At 43.6% G+C, this 16,165-nt stretch carries 13 protein-coding genes; 12 read left to right on the top strand and 1 reads right to left on the bottom strand.

The genetic code is table 11. The annotated features are described in order from the left end of the window. Positions 1-2: 2 nt before the first annotated feature. Entirely contained in the window at positions 3-3,425 is a 3,423-nt protein-coding gene (locus V7R35_RS07940; RefSeq protein ID WP_334014207.1) for a S8 family serine peptidase, read from the bottom strand. 520 nt (positions 3,426-3,945) lie between these two features. Between V7R35_RS07940 and V7R35_RS07935 the strand changes: the two genes are divergently transcribed. The 12 genes from V7R35_RS07935 (at position 3,946) to proQ (ending at position 16,163) form a co-directional block, all read left to right on the top strand. Then, positions 3,946-5,133, top strand: coding sequence for a thiamine pyrophosphate-dependent dehydrogenase E1 component subunit alpha (locus tag V7R35_RS07935; RefSeq protein ID WP_334014206.1), 1,188 nt, complete (start codon positions 3,946-3,948; stop codon positions 5,131-5,133). Further along, positions 5,133-6,110, top strand: coding sequence for an alpha-ketoacid dehydrogenase subunit beta (locus tag V7R35_RS07930; RefSeq protein WP_334014205.1), 978 nt, complete (start codon positions 5,133-5,135; stop codon positions 6,108-6,110). Before V7R35_RS07935 ends, V7R35_RS07930 begins: the two co-directional genes overlap by 1 nt. Positions 6,111-6,127: 17 nt before the next feature. Further along, complete coding sequence (locus V7R35_RS07925; protein ID WP_334014204.1) at positions 6,128-7,816, top strand: dihydrolipoyllysine-residue acetyltransferase; 1,689 nt, start codon at positions 6,128-6,130, stop codon at positions 7,814-7,816. Positions 7,817-7,946: 130 nt separating this feature from the next. Further along, positions 7,947-8,798 carry a 23S rRNA (adenine(2030)-N(6))-methyltransferase RlmJ gene (locus V7R35_RS07920; RefSeq protein ID WP_334014203.1) on the top strand — a complete coding sequence of 284 codons (852 nt, stop codon included), beginning with the start codon at positions 7,947-7,949 and terminating at the stop codon, positions 8,796-8,798. A 3-nt stretch (positions 8,799-8,801) separates the two neighbouring features. Beyond that, complete coding sequence (locus V7R35_RS07915; RefSeq protein ID WP_334014202.1) at positions 8,802-10,652, top strand: protein kinase domain-containing protein; 1,851 nt, start codon at positions 8,802-8,804, stop codon at positions 10,650-10,652. Between the two features lie 4 nt (positions 10,653-10,656). Then, positions 10,657-11,514 carry an acyl-CoA thioesterase II gene (gene tesB / locus V7R35_RS07910; protein WP_334014201.1) on the top strand — a complete coding sequence of 286 codons (858 nt, stop codon included), beginning with the start codon at positions 10,657-10,659 and terminating at the stop codon, positions 11,512-11,514. A gap of 80 nt (positions 11,515-11,594) precedes the next feature. After that, entirely contained in the window at positions 11,595-12,113 is a 519-nt protein-coding gene (locus V7R35_RS07905) for a gamma carbonic anhydrase family protein (protein ID WP_334014200.1), read from the top strand. Positions 12,114-12,590: 477 nt separating this feature from the next. Continuing rightward, positions 12,591-13,712 carry a pyridoxal-phosphate-dependent aminotransferase family protein gene (locus V7R35_RS07900; RefSeq protein WP_334014199.1) on the top strand — a complete coding sequence of 374 codons (1,122 nt, stop codon included), beginning with the start codon at positions 12,591-12,593 and terminating at the stop codon, positions 13,710-13,712. Between the two features lie 289 nt (positions 13,713-14,001). Next, complete coding sequence (locus V7R35_RS07895; RefSeq protein ID WP_334014198.1) at positions 14,002-14,712, top strand: SIMPL domain-containing protein; 711 nt, start codon at positions 14,002-14,004, stop codon at positions 14,710-14,712. A 13-nt stretch (positions 14,713-14,725) separates the two neighbouring features. Beyond that, a complete protein-coding gene (locus V7R35_RS07890) occupies positions 14,726-15,181 on the top strand; it encodes a GAF domain-containing protein (protein ID WP_334014197.1) in 456 nt (151 codons plus the stop codon). A gap of 6 nt (positions 15,182-15,187) precedes the next feature. Further along, entirely contained in the window at positions 15,188-15,478 is a 291-nt protein-coding gene (locus tag V7R35_RS07885) for a hypothetical protein (protein WP_334014196.1), read from the top strand. Between the two features lie 16 nt (positions 15,479-15,494). Beyond that, positions 15,495-16,163, top strand: coding sequence for an RNA chaperone ProQ (gene proQ, locus V7R35_RS07880; RefSeq protein ID WP_334014195.1), 669 nt, complete (start codon positions 15,495-15,497; stop codon positions 16,161-16,163). Positions 16,164-16,165: the final 2 nt, after the last annotated feature.

Genomic DNA, 16,165 nt, shown 5'->3' with positions numbered 1-16,165 from the left:
TATTAACGTTTAACACGTCTACGTAGGAATGCTACTGGAGCAAGAAGTAGTGCAATCCAACCCATAGAACCACCAGAGCTACGACGTGGCTCAACCGGCTCAGCTGGTGCAGGCTGTTCGCTTGCTTCATCAGCTAGGTTGTTTACAGATACTGTTACTTCAGCGGCTTCAGATACGTTACCAGTAGTATCGATAGCAACAACTTCCATTGTTACTGATTCGAAACCAGCGTCGAAATCTAGAAGTGCAGAGTTTGCAACAGTGATTTCACCAGCACGCGATACTGAGAACGCGTTTGAGGTAGAAGACTGAACAAAGATTTCAGATACTGGACTAGTTACGCCATCAACGTCTGTAGCAGTGATTGTACCAACTACAGTACCGTCTGCTGCGTTCTCGTCTACATCGAATGCTTGCGCTTCAATTGTTGGAGCGTTTCCGCCGTCACGAGCAATGCTAGATACTACTGCGCCGCTTTCACCTAGGAAAGCAAAGCCACCGCTACCTACACCGTTCAGAATACCAACTTCACCAGGGGCAAGAGATGCAACAGGCTCACCAGCAGCATCAGTTACAGTAGGTGTAGAAAGTAGTGGGAACGAGTAGTTAGTAACTACTAGGTCTTCGTCATATGCAACTGCTGGGAATACATCAAAATCGCTATCCTCTGCACGGAATGCAACAGTAGCATTAGCAGAACCTAAATCGTTTATAGTTAGGCCGATAGCATCGACACAGCTTATCAATGAAAGAACGTTGCTACCCGGTTCATGGATTGTACCGAAAAGAGATCCGATGACGCCTGTATTATTAAACGGACGCGTCCAAGTAAGAACTTCACTTGTATCAATACCGAATATAGGAGCAATCATTGTCTGAGCCGTAAAGTCGTACACTCCGTCACTATCAACATCCACGTCCATGAACCAACCCGCCTGATGTAAAGACGAAATTGGGTCCCGCATTGTAATGTTTGTGAAGACTACAGCTTCAGAAGGACAGGTATCTGCAGAAACACCCAAGTATTCTAGTGATGTATTCACGATGTCGAAGGTTTTATCTTCGTCAACGCCGCTATCAATCATTAGAGATACCATAGCAGTACCAAAGTCAGTTACACCTGTGTTTGTAACAGTACGAACAACGCCGTCTTCTGTAATTTCGCTTCCGATAGTTACTGAGCCGTACGCTTTAGGTAGAACGTGATAAACAAGGTGCATTGAAACATCGTTGCTATCAGTAAGCATTAGTGCACCGTCAAACTCAACATTTGTAAGTGCGGCAGTGCCGTCAGCAGCTGACTCGTCACCCGCTAGATTCCACTCAGGAAGTTTCGCTGGGTCGATAGTTGCTGTTACGTCGAATGTTACTGTTTGACCAGCTGGAACCGTTACTGACGAAGGATAGTCCATAGTCAGTGCTTCCGTTGCTGCATCGTCAGCAAACCGCGCTACGTCTGAAAGCGTGTAAGTTTTTGCTTCGGTAGAGAAGTTCTTAACCGTTACTGTTTTGGTGATAGACGCTTCTTCGCTTAGACCTAGAAGACCAAACGCAAGTGCTGCTTGTTTAGTTGCGCTATCCCAAGCTGCCGTTGTCGATTGTGACGCTTTTTCTACGTCAACAAGACCGGCACCGATGTAGCTGATTGGGGCAAGTTCTGCTTCAGGGTTAACTGAACGCGCTTCCATTGTTACGTCAAGGTTAGCGTTGTTCATAAGCGTTGCTTTCAGTTCGAACGCGTTACGACCTGGGAATACTTCAGCAAGCATAGACATTGCACCAGCCGTGATTGGGCTAGAGAATGAAGTACCGCTGATTGGAGAAGTACCGTCACCTGTGCCAGCAACAGCAGTGTCAATTGCCGTACCTGGTGCAGTAATTTCAGGCTTAAGTAAACCGTCAACTGAAGGACCACGTGAAGTAAAGGTTGCAATTGCACCATCTTTCACTACTAGCTCAGAAGCGAATGCATACGTTGCAGTGTCAGCTTCGATAGCAGTTTTTAATACCGCGCCGTCTTCTTGTGAAATCATTACTGAGTTGATAGTAACTTCAGAAGCCGGAGTACCGCCCATTGTGAACGCACCGTCGCCAGCAACGTTGTTTGCTACAACTACAAAGTCAGCACCCGCCGCTTGCGCATTAAGTACTTTAGTTGTGAATGCACAACCGCCACGGTCGATTAATGCAATTGAATCAGAAAGGTCAGTAGTATACGCCGCACAACCAGTAGCATTAGTATCTGCTTCTGCGTAAATAATTGGCGTAGTGCTATCAACTGAGAACTCAGGCTCAGGGTTAAACGCTGCAGCAAATGCAGTTACGCTCTGGTCACCAATGCTTGCAGATACTTCTGCAGTTTCAGCCGTAGGGTGAGTCATAGCGCCAACAGACAGTGCGTTAGTTGTTGTACTTGGACCACCAACGATGAATGGAGTAGGGCCATCGTTACCTGCAGAGATTGCTACAACAACGCCTAGCTCAACAGCTTTGTCGATAAGTTCTGCTACAGCGCCACCACGGTTTGTACCGAAATCGCCACCTAGTGACATGTTAATTACGTCTACACGGTCAGAAATGTCGCCGTCGCCATTAGGGTCCATTGAAGCTTCAAGACCTGCAAGCTGTGCAGCACCTGGACAAGACTGGTCACATACTGTGTATGCATAAACTTCTGCGTCTGGAGCAACACCAAGAACAGAGTGCGCAACGTGCGTACCGTGGATGTTGTTGTCCATTGGATCAGGGTCGCCGTTAAAGAAGTCGAAACCACCAATAACCTGACCGATTGGCCATGCTGGCGTATCCGCTAAATCAGCAGTCGCTTCTGCATAGGCTTCAGCAGTACCTGGGCCGCCTACCGCAGCGTGCGTGTAGTCTAGACCTGAATCTAGGATAGCTACGCGCGTACCCATACCGCTAGCAACGTTTGCTGTAACAAGGCCGCTTGCTTTGATGTAGTCCGCGCTGTCATCGATGTGAAGTTTAGAGTTGAACACTGGAAGAACGCTTTCAACACCGCTTAATTTTTGAATTTCAGCAACTGCAGTTGAAGAACCGTCAATTACTAAACCAGCAACAAGGTTTTTAGTTCTTGATGTAACTGTTACGTCAAGTCCTAACGATTCAATTTGCTGTTGAAGAAGGTCAAGACCTGCGTCTGTGTCTAGCGTAACGTCAGAGTTTGAACCAACAGATGAAAGGCCTTGCTCTTTCATCAAGGCAACTTCTGCGCGAGAAAGTGCCGTGTCACCTTTCGCCTTTACTAACCAAGTTGTGCCTTGAGTCTCAAGCGCTGAGCTTTCAACCGTCGCATTTTTAACTTGTGTTTGTAGAAGGGTATTTAGATTTACTCTGTCTGATGCAGCAACCGAAGTTGCTGATAGTGCCATCATTATAGAGGCGCTAAGAATTGTTTTTTTCATAATTATTCTCGTGTGAATAGTTCCCTGGAACCCAACGATTTCGATTCGTATACACAAAGGTCATTCGCCTTTTCTCTCGTGCACACTACCGTCGGTATCTCTATATCTAGCACACTTTCTTTCGATTTGTAACGGGTATTTCTGAAATAAACAATTTACACATTTTGTTACATTTATACATTCTGTTTAATTTGAAAGAGCAGAAAAAAGCAGAGCGTATTTTGTTTAAAATGTAGGCTTTCGGTGTGAAAAGCGGTCAATTATCACAAAATTATCTACACTAATTTACCAACATTTAAAGTTGTTAACGAAAACGCTCATCCTACTCCGTTATCATAAAATTTACATAAGTTTTACTTTATTAGGATGGTTGTCCTCTTTATTGTCTTTTGTTGACATTTTTACTCTCTTTGCCAATCAAAAAATTACACCAATAAAAAAGACGCTCCTTCACAGAGTCTACTAGCATAGTAAATATTGTAACTGTCGAATTTTAACCCTCATTTTTAAGGGGATGCGTGTGGAAAACAGAAACCATTTGGCCTCAGTAAAAACAACAAACAAGGTCGAGATCATTTCTAATGGCGTGGTTGATATACCAATGCTACAAGTGCTTACTGCTGAAGGTGGTGTTGCCGAAAACGCGGTAGAACCAGAACTGACGCAAGAAGAAGCATTAAAAATTTATAATACTATGGAGTACATCCGTGTACTCGACGAGCGTATGGTGGGTGCGCAGCGCCAAGGAAGAATCAGTTTTTATCTTGCAAGCACAGGCGAGGAGGCAGCGTCTGTTGCTAGCGCGGCGGCATTGACTAAAGACGATATGATTATGTCGCAGTATCGCGAGCAAGGTGCATTGGCATACCGCGGATACACAACTGAACAGTTCATGAACCAAATGTTCAGTAATAAAGCCGACCCAAACAAAGGGCGCCAAATGCCCATTCACTATGGCGATAAACCATTAAACTTTATGACAATCTCGTCGCCACTGGGCACACAGATTCCACAGGCGTCAGGTTATGCCTACGGACAAAAGATGTCTGGCAAAGACGTCGTTACTATTTGCTATTTTGGTGAAGGTGCCGCATCTGAAGGCGATTTTCATGCTGGTCTGAATATGGCAGCTGTGCTGAAGTGTCCAGTAATATTTTTCTGTAGAAACAACGGTTATGCAATTTCGACACCTGCAGAGGAACAGTTTGCTGGCGACGGCATTGCATCTCGTGGTCTTGGCTATGGTATTAAAACAATTCGCGTTGACGGCAACGACGCGTTAGCGATTTATGCAGCCACTAAAGAAGCTCGCCGTATTGCTATTGAAGAAAAATGCCCAGTGTTAATAGAGGCTATGACCTATCGATTAGCGGCTCATTCTACATCTGACGACCCTACAGGCTATCGTTCAAGAGAAGAGGAAGATAAATGGCGCGCAAAAGACCCTATTGCGAGAATGGCAAAATGGCTTGAAAGCAAAGGCTGGTTTGATGAAAAAGAAAACCAAACTCGTGTTGAAAAGGCGCGTCAAGACGTTTTAGCCGCAATGAAAAGCTGCGAGAAAACCGACGTTTGTGATGTTGATGACATTGTTGAAGATGTTTACGACACGCCGCCTTGGCATTTAAAAGAGCAGCTTAATGAATTAAAAGCGCATATTAAAAAGTACCCTCAGATGTACCCTAAAACAGCAGGGAGAGTGAAGTAATGGCTAAAATGAATTTATTGCAGGCGATAAATAATGCGCTAATCACCGCTATGACCGAAGACGAAAAGGTAATGGTGTTTGGTGAAGACGTGGGGCATTTTGGCGGTGTATTCCGCGCGACTAGCCATTTACAAGAAAAGTTTGGTAAAGCACGTTGCTTTAACACGCCGCTAACGGAGCAAGGCATTATAGGCTTTGCAAATGGTTTAGCGTCGCAAGGCTCAGTGCCGGTAGCTGAAATTCAGTTCGGTGACTATATCTTCCCCGCGTTCGACCAAATTGTGAATGAAACTGCAAAATGGCGCTACCGTTCGGGTGGGCAATTCGATGTAGGCACGCTAACTATAAGAACGCCATACGGTGGTGGAATAGCAGGCGGACATTATCACAGTCAGTCGCCAGAAGCGTTTTTCGCTCATTGCCCTGGGCTTAAAATTGTTATGCCGCGCGACCCTTACCAAGCGAAAGGCCTTTTACTAGCGTCTATTCGTGACAAAAACCCCGTATTGTTTATGGAGCCCAAACGCTTGTATCGAGCTTCTGTTGCTGATGTACCAGAAGAAGATTATGAACTTCCTCTTGGAAAAGCAGACGTTGTACAAGAAGGGAGCGATATAACCTTGTTAGGTTGGGGCGCACAGATAGAAATCCTTCAAAAGGCAGCGGCTATGGCACTGGAAGATGGCGTATCGTGTGAAATCATCGATCTTCGCAGCATACTTCCTTGGGACGTTGAGGCCGTAATGGCATCTGTTATGAAAACAGGCCGTTTGCTTATTAACCACGAAGCGCCATTAACAGGTGGCTTCGCGAGTGAAATTGCAGCATCAATACAGGAACGTTGTTTCTTGTACTTAGAAGCGCCAATTGCCCGTGTTTGTGGCCTTGATACGCCTTACCCATTAGCGCATGAGAAAGAATACATGCCTGATGAAACAAAAACGTACGAAGCCATTAAACGTACACTGCACTACTAAAGTTGGGAGGAAGAATAATGACAATTGAATTTATTTTGCCCGACATCGGTGAAGGGATTGTTGAGTGCGAATTATTAGAGTGGTTGGTTTCAGAAGGCGAACATATTGAAGAAGACCAGCCTGTAGCGGAAGTAATGACCGATAAGGCTACAGTCCAGATACCAGCTATGCACGCCGGTACTGTAAAAAAGCTTCACTATGCTGTTGGAGAAATTGCTAAAGTTCACGAGCCACTTTTTGCAATGCAACCTGATGATGAAGAGACTGCATCAGACAACCAAGAGAATGTTAACGAGCCAAGCGAAGAGTCTTCTAATACGGCTGCGGACACACACGTTAATATGCCGCAAAATGAATCTGCGCAAGGGATTGTTGAAGACTTTATTTTACCTGATATCGGTGAAGGCATTGTTGAATGCGAAATCGTTAAATGGAATGTTAGCGAAGGCGACCAAATAGAAGAAGATCAGGCGGTTGTTGAAGTAATGACCGATAAAGCGGTAGTTGAGATCCCTGCTAAAAATGCTGGTGTTGTACACAAGCTTTACCACGCACAAGGAGACATTGCTAAAGTACATACTCCGTTATTTGCACTTTTAGTTGCGGGTGAAGGCGCTGCAGCAGATTCAAACCAACAGGCAGCAGTCGTTGGGTCTAGCACTGCACCTGCTCAAAGCGGTGATTCAACAGGCCAACAAAAAACGTCATCTAAAGATAAGCCAACGGCAGATATCGCCCCGTCTAAGTTCAAAGAGGGGGAATACGAGCCCCCCGTTGTTATTGAAGGCAAAGTGTTAGCTAGCCCTGCGGTACGACGTGTTGCGCGAGAGCATAATATTGATTTGTCAGGCGTTACTGGTTCCGGTAAAAAAGGGCGCATTCTTAAAGCCGATGTTATCGCGCTTAATGCTAATAATAGTAACGCCAAGGCTAAAGAACTTAACGAAACTTCTACCGCAACTGCACAGGGCAGTACGGTAACGCCAACTAGCACATCTGGTGGTGTACGCGTTGAAAAAGTACGTGGTATTCAGGCTGCTATGGCAAAACAAATGTCGGCTTCTGTTTACACTATCCCTCACTTCACAGTAAGCGATGAAGTGGTTATGGATAACTTGATGGCGCTTAGAAAAATGCTTAAGCCAGAGTTTGAAGCAAAAGATATCAAACTCAGCTTTATGCCATTTTTCGTAAAAGCACTTTCATTAGCCTTAACAGAATTCCCTGTTATTAATAGTCAGCTAAACGATGATGCAAGCGAATTGACCTATTTTGATGATCACAATATCGGGTTTGCCGTTGATTCTAAAATTGGCTTGTTGGTACCTAATATTAAAGGTGTACAAAACCTGTCATTACTTGATATTGCAACGCAGATGCAGGAAATCATTAATCAAGCGCGAGAAGGTCGCATTGCAGGCGAGCACCTTAAAGGAGGTACTATAAGTATTTCTAATATTGGTGCAATTGGCGGCATTACAGCCACGCCTGTCATCAATAAACCAGAAGCTGCAATAGTGGCGCTAGGTAAGACGCAGAAACTTCCTCGTTTTGACGAGCAGGGCAATGTGTTTGCACAGCATATTATGGCGGTAAATTGGTCTGGTGATCACCGTATTATCGACGGTGCTACAATGGTTAAGTTTAACAATCTATGGATGAGCTATTTAACCCAGCCTGAAAAAATGCTTATGCACTTAAAGTAATGCTTAATAGCTAACAGCAAGAAAAAGGTTGATGTTAAAAGCATCAACCTTTTTTTGTTTAATGTACCTACGTTAAAGATAAGGTTATCATTAGCGTATTACGGTGATATTCGACAAATATAGAGGCTTCGTGCTTAGCTATCAACATGCATTTCACGCTGGAAACCATGCAGATGTGGTAAAACATTTGTGCTGGATGGGCGTATTAAATTCTCTAAAAAAGAAAGATAAACCCTTCACACTCTACGACTCTCATGCAGGTGCAGGGACGTATAACTTAAAAGACGACATGTCGGCAAAAAACCAAGAGTTTTTAACCGGTATCTCAGCGTTAGCCAATGTTACTCCTTCCGCTGATTTATTGCGTGAATATCTAGCGCTTTGCAACACCTTTATGTCAGAAAGCTGTTACCCGGGGTCTCCGGCAATTAGTGTAGCTGAAAAGCGTTCTGATGATGTGCTTCACTTGATGGAATTACATCCAGCCGAGCACAGTAAGCTTGAGCAAAATATCAAAGCGTTGCGCGTAAAAAATGTTCGCTTACATAAACGGGACGGGTATGAGGGGCTTCGTGCATTGACGCCACCAAAGCCCAATAGGGGGGCTATCTTAATAGACCCACCCTATGAACGTGCTTCGGAATATAATGATGTGCTAAAAGGCGTTAAAGATGTGTTTAAGCGATGGCAACAGGCGCAAATAGTGGTGTGGTATCCACTTTTATCTGCACGAGCCGGCGCAAAACACGGTGCCAGTGAAAAAATGCTTGAGCAACTAACTGAACTAGGGCGTCCTTGCTTCAAAGCGGAAATTTGCATTGCTGAAAATGAACATGATGCGGGTATGTATGGTTCTGGAGTGTTGGTGATAAATCCGCCATGGCAATTAGACCAGCAATTATCTTGTGCGCTACTAGAAGCTGTTGAGCATATGGGACCATTGGCTTCAACAAACCTTACATGGCTTAATAAAGACGCGTAACTTATGTCACAGCTAAAAGGCCTAAAGCACTTCTACATTCCAGATGAGCAATCAATTTATCTGCTATCACATGCTGATGCTAAAAAGCTTAAAGACTGGGTAAATTTGTGTAAATCACAGCTAGAGGGTCTGGGCTATACCGCTATTTCATTGTTAGGCAAGGGCGCTTTTGGCTTCGCGTTCGCTGGCACAGCACCTGACGGCCATGAGCGGGTATTTAAGTTTTCCAGAATAACGCTGCCACAACACGTCCAAGACCGCTTAGAGGAAGAAGCTTTCATGCTCTCTCATGTTGAGCACGAGCATGTTCCAATGTTTATTGAGTATCAGCAAATACGAAAGCAGTCTATTTTAGTAATGGCACGAGCGCCTGGTGATGACCTTGAGAAAGTAAGCTTAAAGCAAGGGCCACTTCCGCCGCGCATCATTGTTAAAATAGCCGTGCAGGTTGGTGAGCTTTTATCTACATTCAGGTGTTATACGGACCACGGTGAAATTAAGCCAATAGTACACGGCGACATTAAGCCATCTAATCTTGTGTGGGATGAGAGCAGCGAAACCATTAGTCTCATCGATTGGGGTTCATCGGTTTTCGCGCAAACCGATATCGATGGTCAGTACGTCGGCAACAATGTGATGGACTTGATGTCTGGCGAACTTCATCAAACTAATGCACGTCTTGGCGATGTCTACTTTATTGGTGAGGAACAGCTAAATGGTGCGTTATCAAGCCCTCGGTTTGATGAGCAAGGTTTGGCGAGCACCTTATATGCACTGGCCTCTGGACAGTCTTGTCGTTATGGAAGTCGTGTTATTACACCATCTTCTCTGGGATTACCTAAAATGTTGGCGAATATTTTAGAGTATATGTTGAGTGAAGATCCTAAACAAAGGCGTCAAGGTGGAGATTACTTTTTCAACCACCTGCACGTGCTTAAGAATATGGTGTTTACCCAAGATATGCCTCCCACTTACACGCCACTGATTCCTACGTGGCTTTCAAAAAGTGACGAGCAAATTGAAACCGTAGTTTATAGTTCTCGTAAATCGTATTTGCGCCAGCAGGCTATTTTGGGCCAGCAAGATGCTGACGATCTTCGTTATATCGATGATGCTCAATTTGACAGATACTACAAGAACTATCTCCAAGGCATGGGAGATACTGAAAAAGCATTTGTGTCTGCAATAAGTCGTTTGGGACGATACCCTGTTGTGGGCGGAATGGCTGTTCGATGGGAGCCGGAAGGTATCTATGTTGATTCATCACTAAACCTGTATGATGAAAGTGTAAAAACAGCATTCGAACTTGCGGTTAATAATGTGATTAATTTAGCGAGGGCAATTCACAAGCCTGCCGTTTTTAAATGCTGTATGTTCAATGCTAAAAATACGCTGCATATAGAAAGAGAGAGTGAAGAGCACACCTTTACACCCGATCAATCGCTATCAATTCGTTACGAGCTTTCAAAGGTATCTGCCCAAAAAGATGACAGCAGAACACACTCTTATTTTGAAGATGGGGATGATCCCGACGAATTGCTAAAACTACCGGATGAGATTATTGAGACCATTAAGCAACTCAATGCAATTCATCACACCGGTTGTATTATTTTTGAAGCGTTACCAAAGCACCTAAAAATACATAACTATTATACTTTGCTAGACCATAGCCAAGAGCAACGTTTTACAAACTTGCTGGCGAAACTAGTAGAACAAATTCCCCTTATTGAAGGGCTGGGAATTTCAGGTTTTATGAAACTGCCTTACAAAGACACTCGCTTTTTCGAGCACAAGGCAAAACTGCCTGAGAAATACTATCCTAGAAACCCTAAAGCGGTTACTGAAGAGAACTAAATTAATGTCTGAGATAAAACTATCATCACTATTTGAACTAGAAACCGTTGAGGCTGGTATTTATCGCGGCCAAAGTTGGGATTTAGGCTTTAGAGCCTTATTTGGCGGACAGGTACTGGGACAAGCCCTTGCAGCCGCTTATGAAACCGTAGAAAAAGACCGCGTCGCACATTCATTTCACACGTATTTTCTTCTACCAGGCGATGCCAAAAAGCCTGTTGTTTATGACGTTGAAATTGTTCGTGATGGACGAAGCTTTTCCGCACGACGCGTCAAAGCTATACAGAACGGTCGTAATATTTTCTATATGACGGCGTCATTTCAAGTTCCAGATGCTGGAATGGAACATCAGTCACCGACAATGCCAGATGTGCCACCGCCTGAGGAAGTGCAGTCTGATATTGAGTTTTATCAAGCGCACTTTGACAAAATCGCGCGCCCTATGCGCGAAGCGCTTAGTTATCATGAACCTGTAGACATACGTACCGTAGACGCGGCTAACTCCTACCAACCAGTAAAAAGAGAGCCAACACGGTATATCTGGATGAAAGCGAGAGACACGCTTGAAGGTGGTCTATCAGTGCACCAAGCAGCGCTAGCGTATGCATCAGATTATCATTTTTTGAGTACCTCTTTACAGCCGCACGGTGTGGCAGTAACCGATAAATCTCTTCGTATTGCTACTATTGACCATGCTATGTGGTTTCATCGCCCGGTAAATATGAACGAGTGGCTTCTGTATGCAATGGAAAGCCCATTCAGCGGTGGTTCGAGAGGGTTGGTAAGAGGGCAGATCTTTAATCAAAACGGTGAGCTTGTTGCCTCAACTACGCAAGAAGGTTTAATGCGAAAAGTTGACTAAGTGTATGCTGTTGTCAGAGCACCGATAAGTATTAAATCCGTTGAGCAAAAAGATATAAAAACAAACTAAAAGGAACCCCCATGATTTATCAATTGGATGAGGTAAAACCAACTATAGCCGATGATGTGTTCATTGCTCCTGGCGCTCACATAATTGGAAATGTAGAGTTAAAGCAAGGTTCAAGTGTTTGGTTTAACAGCGTTCTTCGTGGCGATATGGATAAACTTACTATTGGCGAAAGCACCAATATTCAAGATGGAAGTGTGCTTCACACTGACGCTGGAATTCCTCTTACTATTGGTAACGGCGTTACCGTGGGTCACAAAGTTATGTTACACGGATGTTCAATAGGCGATTATTCTTTAATAGGAATAAACGCTGTTGTACTTAACGGTGCAAAAATTGGAAGGTTTTGCATTATCGGTGCTAACGCATTGATAACCGAAAACATGGAAGTACCAGATTACAGCGTAGTGATGGGTTCGCCAGGAAAAGTGGTAAAGACGTTAGACGAGAGCGTTGAACCGAAACTAAAAGGATCGGCAGCGCATTACGTTGAGAATGCAAAGCGTTATAAAACGTCATTGAGCGCTTTATAAAACGGCATGAAAACACTCGGCGCTAAATAAAAAATGCCCAGAACAAACGTTCCGGGCCTAGGGGAATGGCTCATTGCTGAGCCGTGCGCTAACTTTTACAGGGAGAGTTTAAATAAAATATTTCAAACGGACAATGATTATAGGATACATTTGTACGTTTTATAAACAAATTGACGCTTTATTTTAAAACATTTGTTTGTTTGTTGGCCCACTGACTGGAATATACGTTATTTTTCAATATAGTATAGTCTGGTCTTACCAGTTATTTTTCTCTACTTTTGTTCCATTTCTGAAGTGCACAAAATACGCACTGCTTGTTCACAATTTATCCACCGCTGTTTAGAAAATACATTCCCCTTCTTACATTCATAATGTTTATGTTCGCTACAAACGGTTGTACAACATGTTTAACAACGTACTATGTGGTCAATAACGAATACCTATCAATGAATTTTGTAAAACTGATGAGGATGGATTATGCAATCGCTTTCAACTTTTATTCCGCCTGAACGCACTTTAATGGGACCAGGGCCATCCGATGTAAATCCTCGCATTTTAAATGCCATGGCAAGACCAACACTTGGTCACTTAGATCCACTTTTCATTCAATTAATGGATGAAACAAAGTCGTTACTGCAATATGCCTTCAAAACAGAAAATGCCTTAACGATGCCTATTTCCGCGCCGGGTTCAGCGGGAATGGAAGCTTGTTTTGTAAACTTAGTAGAGCCAGGCGACAAAGTACTTGTTTGTATAAACGGTGTATTTGGCTTGCGTATGGTTGAAAACGTTGAGCGTTGTGGCGGTGAAGCCATTACTGTTTCAAACGAGTGGGGAACGCAAACCGACCTCAATGCCGTTGAAGATATATTGAAAGCGCATCCCGATATCAAGGTTTTAGCGTTCGTTCACGCTGAAACGTCAACCGGTGTGCGCAATGAAGCGAAGTTGCTTTGCCAACTTGCGAAGCAATACAACTGCTTAACCATTGTTGATGCCGTTACCTCGCTTGGCGGTATAGAACTTGACGTTGACGGTTGGGAAATTGACGCAATTTATTCGGGTTCTCAAAAATGTTTGAGTTGTGTTCCCGGCATCTCGCCCGTTTCGTTTAGCGACAAAGCAGTGAACGTAATACAAAACAGAAAAACTAAAGTACAAAGCTGGTTTTTAGACATGAACCTTATCGTGGGCTATTGGGGTAAGGGTGCAAAACGCGCTTATCACCACACTGCGCCGGTAAACAGTATGTATGCTATGTATGAGTCGCTACTTATTCTTAAAGAGGAAGGGCTTGAAAATGCATGGCAACGGCACGCAGATGGACATGCAAAACTTGCAGCGGGCCTTGAGGACCTTGGGTTGGAATTAACCGTTGATAGCGATTACCGACTTCCTCAATTGAACGTTGTAAAAATTCCAGATGGTGTAGATGACGCGAGTGTAAGAAAGCAGCTGCTAGAAGACTTTAACTTAGAAATTGGCGCTGGCTTAGGTGAACATGCAGGAAAAGTTTGGAGGATAGGTCTTATGGGTTACGCATGTAAGCCTCGAAACATTGACCATTGTCTTGCCGCTCTTAGACAGGTTTTGCGTTGATACGGTAGCTCGTTAACGCGAATAACTGTGCTTAACGAGTGTTGATTTTATTTAAAAAAGACTAGTCTAGTTGGCTAGTCTTTTTTGATTGACCTTAAAAAAAGACCACTCAACGTAAAAACCTTACGTTTGATTAGAAAAACATTACTCTCTTCCTACGTTGTAACGCTCTGTATTACGTCGCTGCTACCTCTTTTGTAAGGTAACCTTAAACTACATTGTTCACTTAATATTCATATTTCTTGTGCAAAATAAAACGGCAATTAAACGTCAAAAAAGGAATGAATTTATGGCTTCAATTTACACTCGTCAGCACGTTTTAGGACAGTTTAAACGCTGTATTTCTATAGTAATAATGACTTTTACATCGTTTGCTTCTTTTGCGAATGATGCGGTTATCAATGTTCAAGGTATCGGTAAAATACACTCAACCCCAAACGCTTATTCAGTAACCTTTATCGTTGAAGAGCAAGGCGCAACTGTGTCTAAGCTTAATCAACAAGTCACAGCAGAACTGAACAGCATTGTGAATTTTTTATTATCACAGGGTATTGCAGAGCAAAACATACAAAGCATGCAGGTTCGGCTAAACCCTAGATACAACAATACGCCTAAAGGGCGCATACAGGAGGGGTTCGTGTTAACGAGAGAAATAGCCATCACATCCCTTGATATTGAAAACTATGATGCCGTAATAGACGGCGCGTTAAAACGTGGTGTAGATCGCATTCAACAATTTGAATTTATTTCAGTGAACGATGAAAACGCTTATCAGAAAGCATTAATACTGGCAGTGAAGGATGCAAAGCATCGTGCACAGCTACTTTCAAAAGAATTATCGGTGGAAATAGGCGAAGTAGTTGCAATATCTGAAACAGGTGGCAATATGCCCGTTCCAATCATGCGCGCCGAAGCTTTTGCCAGCGATACATCCGTATCGTTACCAGGACTTAAAACCACAGAAGCGCGTGTTAACGTAACTTTTAAGCTTGTTCAATAGCAGGAAAAAACGTTTGAAAGAACAACTCTACAACCAGTTGATTAGCCAAGCTGAAAGCTTGGTTTCTGGCGAGCGAGATCTCATCGCTAATATGGCGAACATTAGCGCTTTATTATTCAATAATCTTGAATCGGTTAATTGGGCGGGTTTCTACTTGTTCAAAGAAGAGCAGCTGGTTCTTGGACCATTTCAAGGTCAGCCAGCCTGCATCCGAATACCAATGGGTAAAGGCGTATGCGGAACTAGTGCCGAAACACGCACAGTTCAGCGCATTGCTGACGTACACCAGTTTGCGGGTCACATCGCTTGTGACGCGGCGTCTAACTCGGAAATTGTTATTCCCCTTGTTCTTAATGACCAGTTAATCGGTGTGCTTGATATTGATAGTCCTGAATTTGATAGGTTTGATGAAGAAGATGAAAAGGGGCTAATTAAAATCGCACATGCCTTAGTTGAATCACAGCGGTAATAAGTCATGAAATCGAGTGTAGACATTCATGTTGTCCTATCAACGTTTGAAGATATGGAAGACTTTCACGATGACCCAGACGAGGCATCTGAACGTTTAAACTTTATTCTTCACGCAATATACGACACCGCAGATGAAGATATTGAAACGCAGCGATTAGAACAAATTTTGCACCATGCTTGGGAATCTTGGCAACAAGACAAGCATTTATTAGAAATAGATGACGACGAATTGCTTGATTGGGTTGACCACACGCTGGCAACTTGGGATGATGAAAGCAACGAAGAAATCTCCTAAATAATTTAGAAAGTTAATGGAATCACCAGAGAAGTTTACTAATAGTAAGGAAGTTATTGCTTTCCTTGCACATACCTTTCCTCAATGTTTTAGTGTTGAAGGCGAGGCCCGTCCACTCAAGATTGGAATTTTTCAAGATCTTGCAGAGCGCTTAGCTGATGACGAACGTGTAAGTAAAACGTTATTACGTTCTACGCTACGTCATTACACGAATAGCTGGCGTTATCTATACAGCGTTAAGGAAGGCGCCAACCGCGTCGATTTAGACGGTGTTGAAGGCGACGCTATCGAAAAAGAGCATGCAGACCACGCTCAGCAGCAGCTTGAAGAAAGTAAAGCTAAAGCAGCTGAAAAGCGAAAGGCAAAGCAAGCTCAACAGCCAAAGCGAAAAGAAAAACGTCAATTTAATCGCCCAAAAGGTGAAAAAGTCGGAAATTCGGACCAAGCTGATAGTAAGCGCGGAACTAAACCGAAAAATAACAGACCAAACAATATACCACCTGCGAAATTAACAGAGAGTGATTTACAGCAAGGCACGCAAGTTACCGTTAAGCTTGGTAAGGCGCCCATGCCAGCAGTAATAACAGAAGTTGCGAAAGACGGTATTCATGTTCAGTTAGATTCAGGCATGGTGGTTAAAGTAAACGCAGACGCTTTACGTTTGGCTCGCACCAAGAGGTCGTAAAT

The sequence above is a fragment of the Alteromonas sp. S167 genome, from assembly GCF_036864375.1.
In the GTDB taxonomy this organism is placed as follows: Bacteria; Pseudomonadota; Gammaproteobacteria; order Enterobacterales; family Alteromonadaceae; genus Alteromonas.
Note: the sequence above shows the minus strand (reverse complement) of the source record. Positions and strands in the feature narration are given on the sequence as shown.